The sequence below is a fragment of the Enterococcus sp. C50 genome, from assembly GCF_040887505.1.
GTDB lineage: Bacteria > Bacillota > Bacilli > Lactobacillales > Enterococcaceae > Enterococcus_B > Enterococcus_B thailandicus.
The window spans coordinates 88,805-109,396 of the sequence record NZ_JBFOFW010000005.1; the positions used below are offsets into that span (position 1 = coordinate 88,805).

The 20,592-nt window shown below is 38.9% G+C and carries 34 protein-coding genes; all 34 read left to right on the plus strand.

Annotated elements, in window-relative coordinates:
• Positions 1 to 15 precede the first annotated feature (15 nt).
• Positions 16 to 2,103 (plus strand): elongation factor G, encoded by a 2,088-nt coding sequence (gene fusA / locus AB3I20_RS07970; protein WP_067483552.1) that lies wholly within the window; start codon positions 16 to 18, stop codon positions 2,101 to 2,103.
• Positions 2,104 to 2,275: 172 nt separating this feature from the next.
• Positions 2,276 to 3,463, plus strand: a complete 1,188-nt coding sequence (gene tuf, locus AB3I20_RS07975; RefSeq protein WP_067483550.1) for an elongation factor Tu — start codon at positions 2,276 to 2,278, stop codon at positions 3,461 to 3,463.
• 334 nt (positions 3,464 to 3,797) lie between these two features.
• Positions 3,798 to 4,106, plus strand: coding sequence for a 30S ribosomal protein S10 (rpsJ, locus tag AB3I20_RS07980; protein ID WP_005880808.1), 309 nt, complete (start codon positions 3,798 to 3,800; stop codon positions 4,104 to 4,106).
• A 27-nt stretch (positions 4,107 to 4,133) separates the two neighbouring features.
• Positions 4,134 to 4,763, plus strand: a complete 630-nt coding sequence (gene rplC, locus AB3I20_RS07985) for a 50S ribosomal protein L3 (protein WP_067483548.1) — start codon at positions 4,134 to 4,136, stop codon at positions 4,761 to 4,763.
• 27 nt (positions 4,764 to 4,790) lie between these two features.
• Complete coding sequence (rplD, locus tag AB3I20_RS07990) at positions 4,791 to 5,414, plus strand: 50S ribosomal protein L4 (protein WP_067483547.1); 624 nt, start codon at positions 4,791 to 4,793, stop codon at positions 5,412 to 5,414.
• A complete protein-coding gene (gene rplW, locus AB3I20_RS07995; RefSeq protein ID WP_067483546.1) occupies positions 5,414 to 5,704 on the plus strand; it encodes a 50S ribosomal protein L23 in 291 nt (96 codons plus the stop codon). Before rplD ends, rplW begins: the two co-directional genes overlap by 1 nt.
• 40 nt (positions 5,705 to 5,744) lie before the next feature.
• Positions 5,745 to 6,578: a 50S ribosomal protein L2 gene (rplB, locus tag AB3I20_RS08000; protein ID WP_067483545.1), complete on the plus strand. Its 834-nt coding sequence runs from the start codon at positions 5,745 to 5,747 to the stop codon at positions 6,576 to 6,578.
• A gap of 42 nt (positions 6,579 to 6,620) precedes the next feature.
• Positions 6,621 to 6,899: a 30S ribosomal protein S19 gene (rpsS, locus tag AB3I20_RS08005; protein WP_002288655.1), complete on the plus strand. Its 279-nt coding sequence runs from the start codon at positions 6,621 to 6,623 to the stop codon at positions 6,897 to 6,899.
• A gap of 22 nt (positions 6,900 to 6,921) precedes the next feature.
• Positions 6,922 to 7,269, plus strand: coding sequence for a 50S ribosomal protein L22 (rplV, locus tag AB3I20_RS08010; protein ID WP_067483544.1), 348 nt, complete (start codon positions 6,922 to 6,924; stop codon positions 7,267 to 7,269).
• A 13-nt stretch (positions 7,270 to 7,282) separates the two neighbouring features.
• On the plus strand, positions 7,283 to 7,939 hold the full coding sequence (rpsC, locus tag AB3I20_RS08015; protein WP_368027153.1) for a 30S ribosomal protein S3: 657 nt from the start codon (positions 7,283 to 7,285) through the stop codon (positions 7,937 to 7,939).
• Positions 7,940 to 7,941: 2 nt separating this feature from the next.
• A complete protein-coding gene (rplP, locus tag AB3I20_RS08020; RefSeq protein ID WP_067483541.1) occupies positions 7,942 to 8,376 on the plus strand; it encodes a 50S ribosomal protein L16 in 435 nt (144 codons plus the stop codon).
• Positions 8,366 to 8,554: a 50S ribosomal protein L29 gene (gene rpmC, locus AB3I20_RS08025; RefSeq protein WP_002288664.1), complete on the plus strand. Its 189-nt coding sequence runs from the start codon at positions 8,366 to 8,368 to the stop codon at positions 8,552 to 8,554. The genes rplP and rpmC overlap by 11 nt, the downstream gene beginning before the upstream one ends.
• Before the next feature lie 24 nt (positions 8,555 to 8,578).
• Positions 8,579 to 8,845: a 30S ribosomal protein S17 gene (rpsQ, locus tag AB3I20_RS08030; protein ID WP_067483538.1), complete on the plus strand. Its 267-nt coding sequence runs from the start codon at positions 8,579 to 8,581 to the stop codon at positions 8,843 to 8,845.
• A gap of 57 nt (positions 8,846 to 8,902) precedes the next feature.
• Positions 8,903 to 9,271: a 50S ribosomal protein L14 gene (gene rplN / locus AB3I20_RS08035; protein WP_002288669.1), complete on the plus strand. Its 369-nt coding sequence runs from the start codon at positions 8,903 to 8,905 to the stop codon at positions 9,269 to 9,271.
• A 36-nt stretch (positions 9,272 to 9,307) separates the two neighbouring features.
• Positions 9,308 to 9,616: a 50S ribosomal protein L24 gene (gene rplX / locus AB3I20_RS08040; protein WP_067483536.1), complete on the plus strand. Its 309-nt coding sequence runs from the start codon at positions 9,308 to 9,310 to the stop codon at positions 9,614 to 9,616.
• A gap of 28 nt (positions 9,617 to 9,644) precedes the next feature.
• The gene (gene rplE, locus AB3I20_RS08045; RefSeq protein WP_067483534.1) at positions 9,645 to 10,184 is read left to right on the plus strand and encodes a 50S ribosomal protein L5; all 540 of its coding nucleotides are present in this window, start codon (positions 9,645 to 9,647) and stop codon (positions 10,182 to 10,184) included.
• An 18-nt stretch (positions 10,185 to 10,202) separates the two neighbouring features.
• Positions 10,203 to 10,388, plus strand: a complete 186-nt coding sequence (locus tag AB3I20_RS08050) for a type Z 30S ribosomal protein S14 (RefSeq protein WP_002356214.1) — start codon at positions 10,203 to 10,205, stop codon at positions 10,386 to 10,388.
• Positions 10,389 to 10,424: 36 nt separating this feature from the next.
• Positions 10,425 to 10,823, plus strand: a complete 399-nt coding sequence (gene rpsH, locus AB3I20_RS08055) for a 30S ribosomal protein S8 (RefSeq protein WP_067483532.1) — start codon at positions 10,425 to 10,427, stop codon at positions 10,821 to 10,823.
• Between the two features lie 31 nt (positions 10,824 to 10,854).
• On the plus strand, positions 10,855 to 11,391 hold the full coding sequence (gene rplF, locus AB3I20_RS08060; RefSeq protein WP_067483530.1) for a 50S ribosomal protein L6: 537 nt from the start codon (positions 10,855 to 10,857) through the stop codon (positions 11,389 to 11,391).
• A gap of 63 nt (positions 11,392 to 11,454) precedes the next feature.
• Complete coding sequence (gene rplR / locus AB3I20_RS08065) at positions 11,455 to 11,811, plus strand: 50S ribosomal protein L18 (RefSeq protein ID WP_075491300.1); 357 nt, start codon at positions 11,455 to 11,457, stop codon at positions 11,809 to 11,811.
• A 20-nt stretch (positions 11,812 to 11,831) separates the two neighbouring features.
• Positions 11,832 to 12,332 (plus strand): 30S ribosomal protein S5, encoded by a 501-nt coding sequence (gene rpsE, locus AB3I20_RS08070; protein ID WP_067483528.1) that lies wholly within the window; start codon positions 11,832 to 11,834, stop codon positions 12,330 to 12,332.
• Positions 12,333 to 12,346: 14 nt separating this feature from the next.
• Positions 12,347 to 12,526 carry a 50S ribosomal protein L30 gene (gene rpmD / locus AB3I20_RS08075; RefSeq protein WP_002290455.1) on the plus strand — a complete coding sequence of 60 codons (180 nt, stop codon included), beginning with the start codon at positions 12,347 to 12,349 and terminating at the stop codon, positions 12,524 to 12,526.
• 38 nt (positions 12,527 to 12,564) lie between these two features.
• Positions 12,565 to 13,005 (plus strand): 50S ribosomal protein L15, encoded by a 441-nt coding sequence (gene rplO, locus AB3I20_RS08080; protein ID WP_067483526.1) that lies wholly within the window; start codon positions 12,565 to 12,567, stop codon positions 13,003 to 13,005.
• Positions 13,005 to 14,300 carry a preprotein translocase subunit SecY gene (gene secY, locus AB3I20_RS08085; RefSeq protein WP_067483524.1) on the plus strand — a complete coding sequence of 432 codons (1,296 nt, stop codon included), beginning with the start codon at positions 13,005 to 13,007 and terminating at the stop codon, positions 14,298 to 14,300. Before rplO ends, secY begins: the two co-directional genes overlap by 1 nt.
• Before the next feature lie 63 nt (positions 14,301 to 14,363).
• Positions 14,364 to 15,011 carry an adenylate kinase gene (locus AB3I20_RS08090; protein ID WP_067483522.1) on the plus strand — a complete coding sequence of 216 codons (648 nt, stop codon included), beginning with the start codon at positions 14,364 to 14,366 and terminating at the stop codon, positions 15,009 to 15,011.
• Between the two features lie 190 nt (positions 15,012 to 15,201).
• Entirely contained in the window at positions 15,202 to 15,420 is a 219-nt protein-coding gene (gene infA, locus AB3I20_RS08095) for a translation initiation factor IF-1 (protein ID WP_010767960.1), read from the plus strand.
• Positions 15,421 to 15,452: 32 nt separating this feature from the next.
• Positions 15,453 to 15,569 carry a 50S ribosomal protein L36 gene (rpmJ, locus tag AB3I20_RS08100; RefSeq protein ID WP_002288710.1) on the plus strand — a complete coding sequence of 39 codons (117 nt, stop codon included), beginning with the start codon at positions 15,453 to 15,455 and terminating at the stop codon, positions 15,567 to 15,569.
• A 17-nt stretch (positions 15,570 to 15,586) separates the two neighbouring features.
• Positions 15,587 to 15,952: a 30S ribosomal protein S13 gene (gene rpsM / locus AB3I20_RS08105; protein ID WP_067483520.1), complete on the plus strand. Its 366-nt coding sequence runs from the start codon at positions 15,587 to 15,589 to the stop codon at positions 15,950 to 15,952.
• Between the two features lie 27 nt (positions 15,953 to 15,979).
• The gene (gene rpsK / locus AB3I20_RS08110; protein ID WP_067483518.1) at positions 15,980 to 16,369 is read left to right on the plus strand and encodes a 30S ribosomal protein S11; all 390 of its coding nucleotides are present in this window, start codon (positions 15,980 to 15,982) and stop codon (positions 16,367 to 16,369) included.
• Positions 16,370 to 16,448: 79 nt separating this feature from the next.
• Positions 16,449 to 17,387, plus strand: coding sequence for a DNA-directed RNA polymerase subunit alpha (locus AB3I20_RS08115; protein ID WP_002288715.1), 939 nt, complete (start codon positions 16,449 to 16,451; stop codon positions 17,385 to 17,387).
• Positions 17,388 to 17,414: 27 nt separating this feature from the next.
• The gene (gene rplQ / locus AB3I20_RS08120) at positions 17,415 to 17,795 is read left to right on the plus strand and encodes a 50S ribosomal protein L17 (RefSeq protein ID WP_067483516.1); all 381 of its coding nucleotides are present in this window, start codon (positions 17,415 to 17,417) and stop codon (positions 17,793 to 17,795) included.
• Between the two features lie 271 nt (positions 17,796 to 18,066).
• The gene (locus tag AB3I20_RS08125) at positions 18,067 to 18,906 is read left to right on the plus strand and encodes an energy-coupling factor ABC transporter ATP-binding protein (protein ID WP_071868758.1); all 840 of its coding nucleotides are present in this window, start codon (positions 18,067 to 18,069) and stop codon (positions 18,904 to 18,906) included.
• Positions 18,882 to 19,751: an energy-coupling factor ABC transporter ATP-binding protein gene (locus AB3I20_RS08130; RefSeq protein ID WP_071868757.1), complete on the plus strand. Its 870-nt coding sequence runs from the start codon at positions 18,882 to 18,884 to the stop codon at positions 19,749 to 19,751. The genes AB3I20_RS08125 and AB3I20_RS08130 overlap by 25 nt, the downstream gene beginning before the upstream one ends.
• Positions 19,741 to 20,538 carry an energy-coupling factor transporter transmembrane protein EcfT gene (locus tag AB3I20_RS08135; protein ID WP_071868756.1) on the plus strand — a complete coding sequence of 266 codons (798 nt, stop codon included), beginning with the start codon at positions 19,741 to 19,743 and terminating at the stop codon, positions 20,536 to 20,538. Before AB3I20_RS08130 ends, AB3I20_RS08135 begins: the two co-directional genes overlap by 11 nt.
• Positions 20,539 to 20,592: the final 54 nt, after the last annotated feature.

A 20,592-nucleotide genomic window follows, 5' to 3' on the forward strand; every position in this document is an offset into this window, starting at 1 on the left:
GGAGAAACAAGGAGAATGACCAGAGAATTTTCTTTAGATAATACTCGTAATATCGGTATCATGGCCCATATTGATGCTGGTAAAACAACTGCTACTGAACGTATCTTGTACTATACTGGTAAAATCCATAAAATTGGTGAAACTCATGAAGGAGCTTCACAAATGGACTGGATGGAACAAGAACAAGAACGTGGAATTACGATCACTTCTGCTGCAACAACTGCACAATGGAAGGGTCACCGAATCAACATCATCGACACACCAGGACACGTAGACTTCACTGTTGAAGTTGAACGTTCATTGCGTGTACTTGATGGTGCTGTTACAGTCCTTGATGCACAATCAGGTGTAGAACCTCAAACTGAAACAGTTTGGCGTCAAGCTACAACTTATGGTGTACCTCGTATTGTATTTGCAAACAAAATGGATAAAATTGGTGCTGATTTCTTATACTCAGTATCAACTTTACATGACCGCTTGCAAGCAAATGCTCACCCAATTCAATTACCAATTGGTGCTGAAGATGACTTCACAGGAATTATTGACCTTGTAACAATGAAGGCTGAAATCTATACAAATGATTTAGGTACTGAAATTGAAGAACGAGAAATTCCAGAAGAATATCGTGAATTAGCTGAAGAATGGCGTGAAAAATTGGTTGAAGCAGTTGCTGAAACTGATGAAGAACTTACTTTAAAATACTTAGAAGGTGAAGAAATCACTGAAGCTGAGTTAAAAGAAGGTATTCGTCGCGCAACACTTGGCGTAGACTTCTACCCAGTATTATGTGGTTCAGCATTTAAGAACAAAGGGGTTCAATTATTATTGGACGCTGTTCTTGACTACTTACCATCACCATTAGATATTCCTGCTATTAAAGGGATTGATCCTAAAACTGACGAAGAAGTTTTACGTCCTGCAGACGATGAAGCTCCTTTCTCAGCATTAGCATTTAAAGTTATGACTGACCCATTCGTAGGTCGTCTAACTTTCTTCCGTGTGTACTCTGGTGTCTTGAAATCAGGTTCATACGTACAAAATGCAACAAAAGGCAAACGCGAACGTGTTGGTCGTATCTTACAGATGCATGCTAACTCACGTTCAGAAATCTCTGAAGTTTACGCTGGAGATATCGCTGCTGCTGTTGGTTTGAAAGATACAACAACTGGGGACACTCTTTGTGATGAAAAGAATTTAGTAATTCTTGAATCAATGGAATTCCCAGAACCAGTTATCCAAGTCGCTATTGAACCTAAATCAAAAGCTGACCAAGATAAAATGGGTGTTGCTCTTCAAAAACTATCTGAAGAAGATCCTACTTTCCGCGCTGAAACAAACGTGGAAACAGGCGAAACTATTATCGCTGGTATGGGTGAACTTCACTTAGACATTATCGTAGACCGTATGCGTCGCGAATTTAAAGTTGAAGCTAACGTAGGTGCTCCTCAAGTATCTTACCGTGAAACTTTCCGTTCTGGCACTCAAGCCGAAGGTAAGTTTGTACGTCAGTCTGGTGGTAAAGGTCAATACGGTCACGTATGGGTTGAATTTACTCCAAACGAAGAAGGCGGCGGCTTTGAATTTGAAAATGCAATCGTTGGTGGGGTTGTTCCTCGTGAATATATCCCAGCTGTTGAAACAGGTTTGAAAGATGCTATGGAAAATGGTGTCTTAGCTGGATATCCATTAGTTGATATCAAAGCAAAACTTTACGATGGTTCATACCATGATGTCGATTCAAATGAAACTGCCTTCCGTGTTGCTGCTTCTATGGCATTGCGTGCGGCAGCTAAGAAAGCTAATCCAGTTATCCTTGAACCAATCATGGGTGTTGAAGTAGTTATTCCAGAAGATTACTTAGGTGATGTTATGGGACACGTTACTGCACGTCGTGGTCGCGTTGAAGGTATGGAAGCTCGCGCTGGCGGACAACAAGTTGTTCGTGCTATGGTCCCTCTTGCTGAAATGTTTGGTTATGCTACAACTCTTCGTTCAGCTACTCAAGGTCGTGGTACATTTACTATGACATTTGATCACTACGAAGATGTACCGAAATCAGTTCAAGAAGAAATCATTAAGAAAAACGGCGGAAAAGCTGAATAATTTCTTAAAAACTTGATAATCACGTAAAGAGATTATCTAAAGAGACTATATTTTTAATATAGTTTCGTGTAAAATAGCTATCGATGATATGGGCATGTGATGTACGTTTAGTACATCATGTTCCTATCAGATAAATAAAAAATTATATTGTATTTTGGGAGGACATTTTAAAATGGCAAAAGAAAAATTTGACCGTTCTAAACCACACGTTAACATTGGTACTATTGGCCACGTTGACCATGGTAAAACTACATTAACAGCTGCAATCACAACTGTACTATCTAAGAAAAACGGCGGCCAAGCTATGGCTTACGATCAAATCGATGGTGCTCCAGAAGAACGCGAACGCGGAATCACTATTTCAACAGCTCACGTTGAGTATGAAACTGACGCACGTCACTACGCTCACGTTGACTGCCCAGGACACGCGGACTACGTTAAAAACATGATTACTGGTGCTGCTCAAATGGATGGAGCTATCTTAGTAGTTTCTGCTGCTGATGGCCCTATGCCTCAAACTCGTGAACACATCCTATTGTCACGTCAAGTTGGTGTTCCTTACATCGTTGTATTCTTGAACAAAGTTGACATGGTTGACGACGAAGAATTATTAGAATTAGTTGAAATGGAAGTTCGTGACTTATTAACAGAATACGAATTCCCTGGTGATGATGTTCCTGTTGTTGCTGGTTCAGCTTTAAAAGCTCTAGAAGGCGACGCTTCATACGAAGAAAAAATCCTTGAATTAATGGCTGCAGTTGACGAATATATCCCAACTCCAGAACGTGAAAACGACAAACCATTCATGATGCCAGTTGAAGATGTATTCTCAATTACTGGTCGTGGTACTGTTGCAACTGGTCGTGTTGAACGTGGACAAGTTCGCGTTGGGGACGAAGTTGAAGTTGTTGGTATTGCTGAAGAAACTTCAAAAACAACTGTAACTGGTGTTGAAATGTTCCGTAAATTATTGGATTACGCTGAAGCAGGCGATAACATTGGTGCATTATTACGTGGTGTTTCACGTGACGATATCCAACGTGGTCAAGTTTTAGCTAAACCAGGTACAATTACACCTCATACAAAATTCTCTGCAGAAGTATATGTGTTGACTAAAGAAGAAGGTGGACGTCATACTCCATTCTTCACTAACTACCGTCCACAATTCTACTTCCGTACAACAGACGTAACTGGTGTTGTTGAATTACCAGAAGGAACTGAAATGGTTATGCCTGGCGACAACGTAACTATGGAAGTTGAATTAATTCACCCAATCGCTATCGAAAACGGTACTAAATTCTCAATCCGTGAAGGCGGACGTACAGTTGGTGCCGGTGTCGTTACTGAAATCAAAGCTTAATTTTTTAAGCCTAATTAATGCAACATTATATTCGGACCTAAAAGCTCGAAACAATCATTATTTAGTGATTGTTTCGAGCTTTTTCTTTTCTTTATGAAAAAATATGAAAATAAATTGAATTTCCAAAGAAAAAGCCTTGCGTTGTGTGTTTGAATATACTATAATTACAAAGGTGCGTTTACCTTGGTGAATTGCACAGGCGGAATCAATTTGATTCTTGCCGGCTAAGAAACGAGAGGTTGCGACACGCCCGGACGCTTTGCCACGAACGAGCGTGACGGAAATTTTCGTGGAGCTATGTCTACTTTTCAAAATAGGCGAAGGAGGGAACAAGATGGCAAAACAAAAAATTCGTATCCGTTTAAAAGCGTATGAACACCGTATTTTAGATCAATCAGCGGATAAAATTGTAGAAACTGCAAAAAGAACTGGAGCTAGTGTATCTGGTCCAATTCCATTACCAACAGAACGTAGTCTTTACACTGTTATTCGTGCGACTCATAAATACAAAGATTCTCGCGAACAATTCGAAATGCGTACTCACAAACGTCTAATTGACATTGTGAACCCAACACCAAAAACTGTTGATGCTTTGATGAAGCTAGACTTACCATCTGGTGTAAACATCGAAATCAAACTATAAAAAAACTAAATTAATGGAGGTGTACTCATGACCAAAGGAATCTTAGGGAAAAAAGTGGGAATGACACAAATCTTCACTGAATCTGGTGAATTAATTCCAGTAACTGTTGTAGAAGCTACTCCAAACGTAGTACTACAAGTGAAAACAATGGAAACTGATGGCTACGAAGCTATTCAAGTTGGTTACCAAGATATGCGTGAAGTTTTATCAAACAAACCTGCGAAAGGTCATGTTGCAAAAGCAAACACGGCTCCTAAGCGCTTCATTCGTGAATTCAAAAATGTTGAGCTAGGAGAATATGAAGTAGGAAAAGAAGTTACAGTAGATGTTTTCCAAGCAGGAGACATTATTGATGTAACAGGTACTACGAAAGGTAAAGGATTCCAAGGGGTTATCAAACGTCACGGCCAAAGCCGCGGACCAATGGCTCACGGTTCTCGTTACCATCGTCGTCCTGGGTCAATGGGTCCAGTTGCACCTAACCGTGTATTCAAAAATAAACGTCTTGCTGGCCGTATGGGTGGCAACCGCGTGACAATCCAAAACTTGGAAGTTGTACGCGTTGATGCAGAAAGAAACGTAATCTTAATTAAAGGAAACGTTCCTGGAGCTAAAAAATCACTAATCACTATCAAATCAGCTGTGAAAGCTAAATAATAGTAGGAAGAAAGGAGGAACTAAGGAATGCCGAATGTAGCATTATTCAAACAAGATGGTAGCCAAAACGGTGAAATCACACTTAACGAAGAAATTTTCGGAATCGAACCTAATGAAAGTGTTGTTTACGATGCAATCGTTATGCAACGTGCTTCATTAAGACAAGGAACACATGCGGTTAAAAATCGTAGTGCTGTTCGCGGCGGTGGACGTAAACCATGGCGTCAAAAAGGAACAGGTCGTGCTCGTCAAGGATCTATCCGCTCACCACAATGGCGTGGAGGTGGCGTAGTTTTCGGACCAACACCACGTTCTTACAGCTACAAACTTCCTAAAAAAGTTCGTCGTTTAGCAATGAAATCTGTTTTATCAGAAAAAGTTGCTTCAAATAACTTGGTTGTTGTTGACGCATTAAGCTTTGACGCACCAAAAACAAAAGAATTTAAAGAAGTTCTTGCTAACTTATCTGTAGACGCTAAAGTATTAGTAGTTTTAGAAACTGGCAATGAGTTCGCTGCTTTATCTGCACGTAACTTATCAAACGTTTCTGTAGTAACTTCTGATAATGTTAGTGTTCTAGACGTTGTTTCTAACGTGAAAGTATTAGCAACACAAACTGCTCTTACTCAAATTGAGGAGGTGCTTGCATAATGAACTTACTAGACGTAATTAAACGCCCAGTGATCACTGAAAAATCTATGCTTGCTATGGATGATAAAAAGTATACTTTCGAAGTTGACACTCGCGTAAACAAAACTTTAGTAAAACAAGCGGTTGAAGCTGCTTTTGACGTTAAAGTCAAAAACGTGAACATCGTGAACGTTCGTGCGAAATTCAAGCGTATGGGCAAACATGCGGGATACACTAAAAAACGTCGCAAAGCGATTGTTACATTAACAGAAGATTCAAAAGAAATTCAATTATTCGAAGCTGCTGAATAAGCACTATCTTGAAAACTTATTATAAATAGGAGGGAAAAACGTGGCGATTAAAAAGTACAAACCTACCTCAAATGGTCGTCGTAACATGACAGGTTCTGATTTTGCTGAAATCACAACATCAACACCTGAAAAAACATTGTTACAACCATTGAAAAACCATGCTGGTCGTAATAACAACGGTCGCATCACTGTACGTCATCAAGGCGGCGGACACAAACGTCAATACCGCGTAATCGACTTCAAACGTAACAAAGATAACGTTGTTGCTACTGTTCAAACGATCGAATATGATCCAAACCGTTCAGCAAATATCGCGTTAGTACACTACGAAGATGGAGTGAAAGCTTACATCTTAGCACCAAAAGGACTACAAGTTGGAATGAAACTTGTTTCAGGTCCAGATGCAGATATCAAAGTTGGGAATGCTCTTCCTTTAGCAAACATTCCAGTTGGTACTGTTATCCATAACATCGAAATGAAACCTGGTAAAGGTGGACAATTGATTCGTTCTGCTGGTACAAGTGCTCAAGTACTTGGTAAAGAAGGCAAATACGTATTGATCCGCTTAAACTCTGGTGAAGTTCGTATGATTTTAGCTGCATGCCGTGCAACAATCGGTTCTGTAGGTAATGAACAACATGAACTTATTAACATCGGTAAAGCTGGACGCTCTCGTTGGATGCGTAAACGCCCAACAGTACGTGGTAGCGTAATGAACCCTAACGATCACCCACACGGTGGTGGTGAAGGTAAAGCTCCGATCGGACGTAAAGCACCAGTTTCTCCTTGGGGTCAACCAGCTCTTGGTTACAAAACTCGTAACAAGAAAGCCCAATCAGACAAACTTATCGTACGTCGTCGCAAGACTAAATAATTTCTTTGACCATGTGTCGCACATTTTGAGAGGAGGTTCACCATGGGTCGTAGTTTAAAGAAGGGACCTTTCGTCGATGAGCATTTAATGAAAAAAGTTGAAGCTCAAGCGGGGGTTGAAAAGAAAAAAGTTATCAAAACTTGGTCACGTCGATCAACAGTATTCCCAAGTTTTGTTGGATATACCATCGCAGTTTATGATGGACGTAAACATGTACCAGTTTACATCCAAGAAGACATGGTAGGACACAAATTAGGTGAATTTGCACCAACAAGAACTTATCGTGGCCACGCTGCAGACGATAAGAAAACTAAACGCTAATTTGAGGGGAGGATAAATCCAAATGGCAGAACAAATCACATCAGCTAAAGCAACTGCAAAAACAGTTCGCACTTCACCTCGAAAAGCCCGTTTAGTAATTGACCTTATCAGAGGTAAAAGTGTTGCGGATGCAATTTCAATTTTGAAATTCACACCGAACAAATCTGCTGGAATCATCGAGAAAGTCTTGATGTCAGCAGTTGCAAATGCAGAAAATAATTTTGACTTAGACGTTGAAAATTTAGTAGTATCTGAAGCTTTTATTAACGAAGGACCAACAATGAAACGTTTCCGTCCACGTGCAAAAGGGTCAGCTTCTCCAATCAACAAACGTACAAGTCATATTACAGTAGTCGTATCAGAAAAATAAGGAGGGATAATCAGTGGGTCAAAAAGTACATCCAATTGGAATGCGTGTAGGCATCATCCGCGACTGGGATGCTAAATGGTATGCTGAAAAAGAGTATGCTGAATTCTTACACGAAGATCTAAGAATCCGTAAATTTATTTCAACTAAACTTGCTGATGCCGCTGTGTCAACTGTTGAAATCGAACGTGCTGCAAATCGCGTAAATATTTCAATCCACACAGCTAAGCCAGGTATGGTTATTGGTAAAGGCGGTTCTGAAGTTGAAAGCCTAAGAAAAGAATTAAACAAATTAACTGGTAAAAGAATTCACATCAACATCGTGGAAATCAAAAAACCAGATTTAGATGCTAAATTAGTGGGCGAAGGAATTGCACGTCAATTAGAAAACCGTGTAGCTTTCCGTCGTGCACAAAAACAAGCTATCCAACGTTCAATGCGCGCAGGCGCTAAAGGAATCAAGACTCAAGTATCTGGACGCTTAAACGGTGCTGATATTGCACGTTCAGAAGGATACTCAGAAGGAACTGTTCCTCTTCATACATTGCGTGCGGATATCGATTATGCATGGGAAGAAGCAGATACAACATACGGAAAACTAGGAGTTAAAGTGTGGATCTATCGTGGAGAAGTTCTTCCAACTAAAAAAAACACTGAGAAAGGAGGGAAATAATCATGTTAGTACCTAAACGTGTAAAACACCGTCGTGAATTCCGCGGAAAAATGCGTGGTGAAGCTAAAGGTGGTAAAGAAATCGCATTTGGTGAATATGGCTTACAAGCTGTTGATTCACATTGGATTACAAACCGACAAATCGAAGCTTCTCGTATCGCAATGACTCGTTACATGAAACGTGGTGGGAAAGTATGGATTAAAATTTTCCCTCACAAATCTTATACTGCCAAAGCAATTGGGGTACGTATGGGTTCTGGTAAAGGGGCACCTGAAGGATGGGTTGCACCAGTAAAACGTGGTAAAATCATGTTTGAAATTGCAGGCGTTCCTGAAGAAGTAGCTCGTGAAGCGTTACGTCTAGCTTCTCACAAATTACCAATGAAAACTAAGATCGTAAAACGTGAGGAAATGGGTGGTGAATCGAATGAAGGTTAAAGAAATCAGAGAATTAACCACTGCCGAAATGCTTGATCAAGAAAAACAATTGAAAGAAGAATTGTTTAATCTTAGATTCCAATTAGCAACAGGTCAATTAGAAAACACTGCACGTATTAAAGAAGTACGTAAATCGATTGCACGCATCAAAACTGTATTGCGTGAACAAGCTAAGTAATTACGGAAGGAGGCCATTAAGCGTATGACTGAAGAAAGAAATCAACGCAAGGTTTATCAAGGTCGTGTAGTTTCAGACAAAATGGATAAAACAATTACCGTTGCTGTCGAAACTAAGAAAAATCACCCTATCTATGGCAAACGCATGAACTATTCTAAGAAATACAAAGTGCATGATGAAAACAACACTGCCAAAGTTGGAGATATCGTGAGAATTATGGAAACTCGTCCATTATCAGCTACAAAACGTTTCCGTTTACTAGAAGTAGTCGAAGAAGCAGTTATTATCTAATAACACGAGATTTTCCTATATAGATTGAATGCAAAATCTGAAAGGAGGATACACAACGTGATCCAAGCAGAAAGTCGTTTAAAAGTCGCTGACAATTCAGGCGCACGTGAAATTTTGACGATCAAAGTCCTTGGTGGATCTGGTCGTAAAACTGCTAATATCGGTGATGTTATCGTTGCTACGGTTAAACAAGCAACGCCAGGTGGGGTTGTCAAAAAAGGTGACGTCGTTAAAGCCGTTATCGTTCGAACAAAATCAGGAGCTCGTCGTACAGACGGTTCATACATTAAGTTTGATGAAAATGCTGCAGTGATTATTCGTGATGATAAAAGCCCTCGTGGAACACGTATCTTTGGGCCAGTTGCACGTGAACTACGTGAAAACAACTTCATGAAGATCGTTTCACTAGCACCAGAAGTTTTATAATCTTGAGACACTTATCAAAGGAGGTGCGAAACAGTTATGTTTGTTAAAAAAGGCGATAAAGTTAAAGTTATCACTGGAAAAGACAAAAATAAAGAAGGCGTTGTATTAGCAGCGTTTCCTAAAAAAGATAAAGTCATTGTCGAAGGTGTGAATATTGTCAAAAAACACCAAAAACCTTCTCAGGCTGCTCCTCAAGGTGGTATTGTTGAGATGGAAGCTCCAGTTCATGTTTCTAACGTGATGGTGATCGACTCTACTGGTGTAGCTGGCCGAGTTGGCTACAAAGAAGTAGATGGCAAAAAAGTCCGTGTTTCTAAAAAAACCGGTGAAGTTCTAGATAAATAATAATTTTAAGGAAGGAGGGTCTTACTGAATGAACCGCCTAAAAGAAAAATATCTTAAAGAAATTACTCCATCATTGATGGAAAAATTCGACTATAGCTCTGTTATGCAAACACCTAAAGTTGAAAAAATCGTCATCAACATGGGTGTTGGTGATGCGGTATCAAACGCTAAAAACTTAGACAAAGCAGTTGAAGAATTAACTTTAATCACTGGACAAAAACCAATGATTACTAAAGCTAAAAAATCAATCGCTGGATTCCGTTTACGTGAAGGAATGCCAATTGGTGCAAAAGTTACTTTGCGCGGAGAAAGAATGTATGAATTCTTAGACAAATTGGTTTCAGTTTCACTACCACGTGTACGTGACTTCCATGGTGTAAGTAAAAAAGCCTTTGACGGTCGTGGAAACTATACTTTAGGTATTAAAGAACAATTGATCTTCCCAGAAGTAGATTATGATTTAGTAGATAAAGTACGCGGTATGGACATCGTTATTGTAACAACAGCTAACTCAGATGAAGAATCTCGTGAGTTGTTAACACAATTAGGTATGCCATTCCAAAAATAATTAAAGGAGGCGAACTACGTGGCTAAAAAATCAATGATTGCTAAAAACAAACGTCCTGCAAAACATTCAACACAAGCTTATACTCGTTGCGAACGTTGCGGACGTCCACATTCAGTTTATCGTAAGTTCCATCTTTGCCGTATTTGCTTCCGCGAACTTGCCTATAAAGGTCAAATTCCCGGCGTGAAGAAAGCTAGCTGGTAAAAAGTAAATTCGCATAAGAAGGAGGTAATTAGTTCAATGGTCATGACAGATCCAATTGCAGATTTTCTAACTCGTATCCGTAATGCAAACATGGTTAAACATGAGTCTTTAGAAGTACCTGCATCAAAAATCAAACGTGACATCGCTGAAATCTTGAAACGTGAAGGTTTCGTCCGTGATGTTGAATATATCGAAGATGACAAACAAGGCGTAATCCGTGTTTTCCTAAAATTTGGTAAAAACGGTGAACGTGTTATCACAAACTTAAAACGTATTTCTAAACCAGGATTGCGTGCTTATGTCAAAGCTGACGAAGTACCAAAAGTATTGAATGGTTTAGGTATCGCAATTATTTCGACTTCTGACGGTGTTATCACTGACAAAGAAGCTCGTGAAAAAAATGTCGGCGGCGAAGTTATCGCTTACGTATGGTAATTAAGTAGAATCTACAAGGAGGTGTCTTTAAGTGAGCCGTATCGGAAATAAAATCGTAGTCATTCCTGCAGGAGTAACTGTTACTCAAGATGGAAATGATATTACAGTTAAAGGACCTAAAGGTGAATTAACACGTACTTTTTCTTCAGATATTACTATGAATATTGAAGGAAACGAAGTTACTTTCACTCGTCCAAACGACAGTAAAGAAATGAAAACAATCCACGGAACAACTCGTGCTAACTTCAACAACATGGTTGTCGGTGTTAGTGAAGGTTTCCAAAAAGCATTAGAACTTATCGGGGTTGGGTACCGTGCACAATTACAAGGTTCAAAACTTGTATTGAACGTTGGTTACTCTCATCCAGTAGAAATTACACCACCAGCTGGTGTTACAGTTGAAGTTCCTGCCAATACACAAGTGATTGTTAAAGGTGCGAACAAAGAAGCAGTTGGCGAATTAGCTGCGAACATTCGTGGTACTCGTCCTCCAGAACCTTATAAAGGTAAAGGTATTCGCTATGTTGGTGAATATGTACGCCGTAAAGAAGGTAAAACTGGTAAATAATCGTAATTTATTTAAATTACGATTCGCGGCTTAATGGCTAGCATTATTAAAGAGGTGACAATTGTGATTACAAAACCAGATAAGAATAAAACACGTCAAAAGAGACATCGTCGTGTACGTAATAATATCTCTGGTACTGCTGAGCGCCCACGCTTGAACGTTTTCCGTTCTAACAAAAACATCTACGCGCAATTAATTGATGACGTAGCGGGTGTGACGCTAGCAAGTGCCTCTACCTTGGATAAAGAAATTTCAGGTGGAACAAAAACAGAAACAGCTACTGCTGTGGGTAAATTAGTTGCTGAACGCGCAGCTGAAAAAGGCATTAAAGTAGTAGTCTTTGACCGTGGTGGATACCTTTACCATGGCCGTGTGCAAGCTTTAGCTGAAGCTGCTCGCGAAAATGGACTAGAATTTTAGAAGAAGGAGGAATACCATTCATGGTTTACATTGATCCAAAACATTTGGAATTAGAAGACCGCGTTGTTGCAATCAACCGTGTAACAAAAGTTGTTAAAGGTGGACGTCGTCTACGTTTTGCTGCTTTAGTTGTTGTCGGTGACAAAAACGGACACGTAGGTTTCGGTACTGGTAAAGCTCAAGAAGTACCAGAAGCAATCCGTAAAGCAATTGAAGATGCGAAGAAAAACTTAGTTGAAGTACCAATGGTCGGTTCAACAATCCCACACGAAGTTATCGGTACTTTTAGTGGTGGTAGAATCCTAATGAAACCTGCTGTAGAAGGTTCTGGGGTTGCTGCTGGTGGACCAGTTCGTGCCGTATTAGAGTTAGCAGGGGTAGCTGATATCACTTCTAAATCATTAGGCTCAAATACACCTATCAACGTTGTTCGTGCAACTGTTGAAGGTTTGAAACAATTGAAACGTGCTGAAGAAGTTGCAGAACTTCGTGGCAAATCAGTTGAAGAAATTATCGGATAAGGAGGACAAAAATAATGGCTGAATTAAAAGTTACTTTAAAACGCAGTATTATCGGACGTCCTCAAAACCAACGTGACACTGTCAAAGCGTTGGGTCTTACAAAGATTAACAGTTCAGTGGTTAAGCCTTCTAATGAAGCTATTAAAGGTATGATCAATACTGTTTCTCACCTAGTGGACGTTGAAGAAGTCTAATAATTAAGAACTAGATTATTTAAGGAGGTGCCAAACCTATGAAACTTCATGAATTAAAACCTGCAGAGGGTTCACGCCAAGTACGTAATCGTGTTGGTCGTGGTACTTCATCTGGTAACGGAAAAACTTCTGGACGCGGACAAAAAGGTCAAAAAGCTCGTTCAGGCGGTGGTGTACGTTTAGGATTCGAAGGTGGACAAACTCCATTATTCCGTCGTTTACCAAAACGCGGTTTTACTAACGTAAATCGTAAAGAATATGCTGTCATCAACTTAGATGTTTTGAACCGTTTTGAAGATGGTGCAGAAGTAACACCTGTTGCTTTAGTTGAAGCTGGAATCGTTAAAAACGAAAAAGCTGGAATTAAAGTATTAGCTAACGGTGAATTAACTAAAAAATTAACTGTTAAAGCAGCTAAATTCTCGAAAGCAGCTCAAGACGCTATTGAAGCGGCTGGTGGTTCAATCGAGGTGATCTAATGTTTAAACTATTAAAAGATGCTTTTAAAGTAAGAGACATTCGATCTAAAATTTTCTTTACTGTATTTGTACTATTTGTTTTCCGTCTGGGTGCCCACATTACGGTACCAGGCGTGAATGCTAGTACATTACAAAATCTTTCTTCTTTACCATTTTTCAACATGTTGAACTTGGTAAGTGGTAGTGCAATGCAAAACTTTTCTATTTTCTCAATGGGGGTTTCACCATACATTACTGCTTCAATCGTCATTCAATTATTACAAATGGACATTGTTCCTCGTTTTGTTGAGTGGTCGAAACAAGGAGAAGTCGGTCGTAAGAAATTAAATCAAGCAACTCGCTATTTAACATTAGTTTTGGCTTTTGTTCAATCAGTAGGGATTACCGCTGGATTTAATCAATATGCTCAATTAGGTTTTGTAAGCAATCCAAACGTGTCTACATATGTAACGATTGGTTTAATTTTAACTGCCGGTACAATGTTTGTTACATGGTTAGGGGAGCAAATTACAGAAAAAGGAATTGGGAACGGCGTATCAATGATTATTTTCGCAGGGATCATTTCTCGATTGCCTGATAGTATCAAAGAAATTTATGAAGATTATTTTGTAAATATTGATTCTTCTGATATTTGGAAATCTGCAATTTTTATTGCCGTTTTACTTGTCGCGGTTTTATTGATCGTGACATTTGTAACATTTTTCCAACAAGCTGAACGCAAGATTCCAATTCAATATACGAAACGTGTGGCAGGTGCGCCAACAAGTAGTTATTTGCCATTAAAAGTAAATGCAGCTGGTGTTATTCCAGTTATTTTTGCTAGTTCGTTTATTGCAACCCCTAATGCTGTTTTACAAGCTTTAAGTGGTAGATTTGGGTCTGAAAATTGGTATAAAATCATGATGCAAATTTTCAACTATAATACGGTGCCTGGTGCAACAATTTATACTGTTTTGATTATTGCATTTACATTTTTCTACGCTTTTGTTCAAGTTAACCCTGAGAAATTAGCGGAAAACTTACAAAAACAAGGAAGTTATATACCTAGCGTGCGCCCTGGTAAGGGGACTGAGGAGTATGTCTCAAGCTTATTAATGCGATTAAGCACAGTTGGTGCAATCTTCCTTGGACTTGTGGCTTTATTACCAATTATCGCTCAGATGATTTGGGATTTACCACAATCTATTGGGTTAGGTGGTACAAGCTTACTGATTGTCATTGGTGTAGCTTTAGAAACTGCGAAACAGTTAGAAGGCTTAATGCTGAAACGCAAGTATGTTGGCTTTATCGAATAAGTAAGAAAGCGTGTTGAGGTTTCTCCTCAACACACGTTCTCACATTTATTAGGAGGGAAAGCAATGAACCTCATTTTAATGGGGCTACCAGGTGCGGGTAAAGGAACACAAGCTGAGAAGATTATTGATGCTTATGGTATTCCTCATATCTCAACTGGAGACATGTTTCGTGCGGCTATCCAAAATGAAACAGCTCTAGGCTTGGAAGCAAAGTCTTATATGGATAAAGGTGCATTAGTTCCTGATGAAGTAACAAATGGAATCGTGAAAGAGCGCCTAGCAGAATCTGATACAGAGAAAGGCTTCTTATTAGATGGCTTTCCTCGTACAATTGAGCAGGCTGAAGCTCTGGATGCAATGCTAAAAGATTTAAATAAAAAAATTGATGCTGTCATTGATATCCATGTTGGTGAAGAAGTTTTGGTTGAGCGATTAGCTGGCCGTTTCATCTGCAGCAATTGTGGAGCAACTTATCACAAAATTTTCAATCCTACAAAAGTTGAAGATACATGTGATCGTTGTGGGGGGCATGAATTCTATCAAAGAGAAGATGATAAACCTGAGACGGTTAAAAATCGTCTGGCTATCAACATCAAAAATAGTGAACCAATCCTTGCTTTTTACAAAGAACATGGTTTGCTTCATACTATTGATGGTGATCGTGAAATCGATGCTGTATTTACTGATGTACAAAAAATCATTGAAAAATAGCATGATTGCCCGTAGCCAACTTGCTTTATGCAGTTACTCTTGTAAAGTTCAATAAATTATGATAGAATATGTCAGTCCGACTTCTAGAGATTTCTCTAGATGATCCATTTTGAGAATTTTGAGGTGGGAACTGCAGTTTCCGCCATTTTATCGTGTGAAAATGCGAAACAAGTACAAGGAGGTACTGTGCGTGGCAAAAGAAGATATGATTGAAGTCGAAGGTACAGTCGTCGAAACTTTGCCGAATGCAATGTTTAAAGTTGAACTAGAAAACGGACACCAAGTTCTTGCTACTGTTTCAGGTAAAATTCGTATGCATTACATCCGTATCTTACCTGGTGACAAAGTAACGGTTGAATTGTCTCCATACGATTTAAGCCGTGGCCGTATCACTTATCGCTTTAAATAATTGTACTCCGTAAAACTACAGGAGGTATTATCATGAAAGTAAGACCATCAGTAAAACCAATGTGTGAACATTGTAAAGTAATTCGTCGTAAAGGACGCGTTATGGTGATTTGCCCAGCAAATCCAAAACATAAACAACGTCAAGGATAATTGGAGGTGTAACAAGTATGGCTCGTATTGCAGGAGTAGATATTCCTCGTGATAAACGTGTAGTAGTTTCACTTACTTATATCTATGGTATTGGTAACACTACTGCTCAAAAAATCTTGGCTGATGCTGGTGTATCTGAAGATGTTCGTGTTCGTGATTTAACGAATGAACAAACAGATGCTATCCGTGCTGAAGTTGATAAATTAAAAGTTGAAGGTGATCTTCGTCGTGAAGTGAACTTAAACATCAAACGTTTGATGGAAATCGGTTCATACCGTGGTATCCGTCACCGCCGTGGTTTGCCAGTTCGTGGACAAAACACAAAAAACAATGCACGTACTCGTAAAGGTCCAGCTCGTTCTATCGCTGGCAAGAAAAAATAATTCTTAAGTGAAGGAGGTTAGAACTTCATGGCAGCAAAAAAAGTGAATCGTAAACGCCGTGTGAAAAAGAATGTAGAAGCAGGGATTGCACATATCCACTCTACTTTCAACAACACAATCATCATGATCACTGATACTCACGGAAATGCATTAGCGTGGTCATCAGCTGGTTCATTAGGTTTCAAAGGAAGCAAAAAATCAACTCCTTTTGCCGCTCAAATGGCAGCAGAAACTGCTACTAAAGCAGCAATGGAACACGGATTAAAAACTGTTGAAGTAACAGTTAAAGGACCTGGTTCTGGACGTGAAGCAGCAATTCGTTCATTACAAGCAACAGGTTTAGAAGTGACTGCAATTCGTGACGTGACCCCAGTTCCTCATAATGGTGCCCGCCCTCCAAAACGCCGTCGTGTTTAATGAGTGCCGCTCATTTTGAGTTTCTATAGTAACGTCATTGAACAAGACACTTTTCGTTTTGAAAGGGGTAAAGATAAGAATGATTGAGTTCGAAAAACCAAGAATCGCAAAAATTGATGAAGAAAAAGATTATGGCAAGTTCATCGTTGAACCTCTTGAAAGAGGGTATGGGACTACTTTAGGGAATTCCCTACGTCGTATTTTATTATCTTCTTTGCCAGGTGCTGCCATCACTAATATTCAAATCGATGGTGTACTGCATGAATTCTCTACTATTAAAGGTGTTAGAGAAGACGTCACTCAAATCATCTTGAACATTAAAGGCTTAGCGCTTAAAATGTATGGCCAAGAAGAAAAAACCCTTGAAATCGATATTACCGGACCTGCTACAGTAACTGCTGGCGATATTATCGTTGATAGTGATGTAGAGATTCTGAACAAAGATATGTATATCTGTAGTGTCTCTGAAGGAGCTACGTTCCATGCTCGCTTAACTGTGAAACCTGGACGTGGTTATGTTCAAGCAGATGAAAATAAAAAAGAAGATATGCCAATCGGTGTTCTTCCAGTCGATTCAATCTACACACCAGTTCGTCGTGTAAACTATCAAGTAGAAAACACACGTGTTGGACATCGTGAAGATTTTGATAAATTGACGATGGAGATTTGGACAGATGGTTCAATTGAACCATTGGAAGCAATGAGTTTATCTGCAAAAATCATGACTGAACATCTAGATATTTTTGTGAATTTAACTGATGAAGCAAAAAATGCTGAAATCATGGTCGAAAAAGAAGAGACACAAAAAGAAAAAATGTTGGAAATGACAATTGAAGAATTAGACTTATCTGTTCGCTCTTATAATTGTTTGAAACGTGCAGGAATTAATACTGTACAAGAACTTACGAATAAATCTGAGCCAGAAATGATCAAAGTCCGTAATTTGGGCCGTAAATCATTGGAAGAAGTTAAGGCAAAATTGCATGACTTAGGTTTAGGTTTACGTAAAGAAGATTAAAACCTTTTACGAAGGAGGGAAACCAACGTGAGTTATCGTAAACTAGGACGCACATCTAGTCAACGTAAAGCGATGTTGCGTGATTTAACAACTGATTTATTAATCAACGAACGTATTGTGACAACTGAAGCTCGTGCGAAAGAAGTTCGCTCAACTGCAGAAAAAATGATCACTTTAGGTAAGCGTGGAGATTTGCATGCTCGTCGTCAAGCGGCTACTTTTGTACGTAATGAAGTTGCTAGCGTGCGCGAAGAAAACGAAGACATCGTTATTGAATCAGCTTTACAAAAATTATTCAATGACATTGCACCTCGTTATGCAGAACGTCAAGGTGGCTACACTCGTATCTTGAAAACAGAACCAAGACGCGGTGATGGTGCACCAATGGTTATCTTAGAACTTGTCTAAAATCACACTAATAACATCACTTTATAGATGATTCTTTTAGAGTGTTATGATGTTGGAGCTTTGCTCCGAGTCTAGCTCAGCGCTACTCCCCAAGTTTTTAGCTTGGGGAGTATGCACTCATCATAAAGTGTTTTTTTGTACCTTTAATTAACTGTCTTGACAGGTTCTATTGAAGGTACAAAAAAACATTTTATTCAAACAATAAATAATTGAAAATTTAGTTTTTTTTTGATAGTGTTAGAAAGAACTTTAGGATGAAGAAGGAGTAAGCATGGAGCCAATTATTGATTTGAAAAATATAAATTACACATATCAGCCTGATGACCTTCGACCAGCGTTAAAAGATGTTTCTTTTACAATTAACAAAGGAGAATGGGTTGCAATTATTGGGCACAATGGTTCTGGAAAATCAACTCTTGCTAAAACGATTAATGGTTTGATTTTACCAGAGTCTGGTACAGTAGCAGTAGAACAGCAAACACTTAATGAAGAAAATATTTGGACGATTCGACAAATGGTTGGGATGGTATTTCAAAATCCAGATAATCAATTTGTTGGTTCAACTGTGGAAGATGATGTTGCTTTTGGATTGGAAAATCAAGGTATTCCTCGTGAAGAAATGCTCGTACGTGTAAAAGATGCATTAGAAAAAGTTCGTATGAGTGAGTTTGCAACTCGAGAACCTGCTCGCTTGTCTGGTGGACAAAAACAACGGGTAGCAATTGCTGGCGTAGTTGCTTTACGACCAGATATTATTATTTTAGATGAAGCAACTAGTATGCTTGATCCTGAAGGTCGAGAAGAAGTTATTTCAACTATCAAAAAAATTAAAGAAGAAAGCCAATTAACTGTCATTTCTATTACGCATGATATTGATGAAGCTGCAAATGCGAATCGTATTTTAGTAATGCGTGAAGGTGAACTAGTTGGCGAAGGAACACCAGAAGAAATTTTTTCTGCCGGTCCAGATTTGATTCGTCTAGGACTAGACTTACCATTCCCTGAAAAATTAAAAAGTGCGTTAAAAGTGCGTGGAATCACTGTTCCTGATGAATACATGACGGAAGAAAGGATGGTGGATTGGTTATGGACATCCATTTTGAAAAAGTAAGTTTTACTTATCAACCCAATACACCATTTGAACAAAGAGCATTATTTGACATTGATCTGTTAATCAAAGAAGGAAGTTATACTGCGTTAGTTGGGCACACAGGCAGTGGAAAGTCGACATTATTACAACACTTGAATGCTTTGGTTAAACCAACGAGTGGTTCTGTACAAATTGGTGATCGAAAAATAACTCCTGAAACGGATAACAAGAATCTAAAACCAATTCGTAAAAAAGTGGGAATTGTATTCCAGTTTCCAGAAGCACAATTATTTGAAGAAACAGTTGCTAGAGATATCGCATTTGGACCAAAAAACTTTGGTGTAGGTGAAGAAGAAGCGTTAGAAATTGCTAAGGCATCCTTAATTCAAGTTGGTTTAGATGAAACATACTTGAATCGCTCACCTTTTGAACTTTCTGGTGGACAAATGCGTCGAGTTGCCATTGCAGGAGTTCTTGCAATGAAACCTGAAGTGTTGGTTTTGGATGAGCCTACTGCGGGTTTGGATCCTCAAGGAAGAAAAGAAATGATGGAGATGTTTTGGCAACTTCATAAGGAACAAAATATTACTATTGTATTAGTCACTCATTTAATGGATGATGTGGCTAACTATGCAGACTTTGTTTATGTTTTGGAAAAAGGGAAAATCGTTAAAAGTGGTGAACCAAGGAAAGTCTTTCAAGATTTAAATTGGTTAAAAGAAAAACAACTGGGTGTGCCTACTGCAACGGAATTTTCAGAGCTATTGAGTGAAAAAGGAATTGAAATGGCTAAGCTACCTTTAACAGCTGAGGAATTAGCGGATGAAATTGTACGCTTGTCTGGAGGAAATGCTCATGATGAATAAATTGATTTTTGGGCGGTATATGCCAGGTGATTCATTCATTCACAGATTAGATCCTCGAGCAAAGTTATTAGCTAGTTTTTATTTTATTGGGATCATCTTTTTAGCAAATAATTGGCAAACATATCTTTTGTTGGCATTGTTTACTTTATTTGCTGTTTCATTATCAAAAGTGGATATGAAATTTTTCATCCGTGGTATTCGCCCATTGATTTGGTTAATTTTATTTACTGTTGCACTACAAGTTTTATTTACAAGCGGAGGCGAAGTTTATTGGCACTGGGGAATTTTTAATATCACTCAGTTTGGTGTATTGAATGGACTCTTTATTTTTTGCCGATTTGTTTTGATTATTTTTATGTCAACATTACTTACTTTGACAACTCCACCGTTAGAATTATCTGATGCAATTGAATATTTATTGCGTCCGCTAAAAGTTGTTCGTTTTCCAGTCCATGAAATCTCGCTGATGTTATCCATTGCATTGCGTTTTGTTCCAACATTAATGGATGAGACGGAAAAAATTATGAATGCGCAACGCGCACGTGGTGTTGATTTCGGCGAAGGTAGCTTAGTTCAAAAAATGAAGGCAATTATTCCTTTATTGATTCCTTTATTTGTAAGTAGCTTTAATCGAGCGGAAGATTTAGCAACTGCTATGGAAGCTCGAGGTTATCAAGGGGGCGAAGGACGCACGAAGTATCGAGTGCTTCATTGGCACAATCAAGATACTCTGGTTATGATCGCCTTTGGTTTATTAACAGTTATTTTAGTATTTTTACGTGGTTGATAAAAATCAGTAAATTAATTATTATATGAAAAAAGAGAGGCGCCGTGACGATGT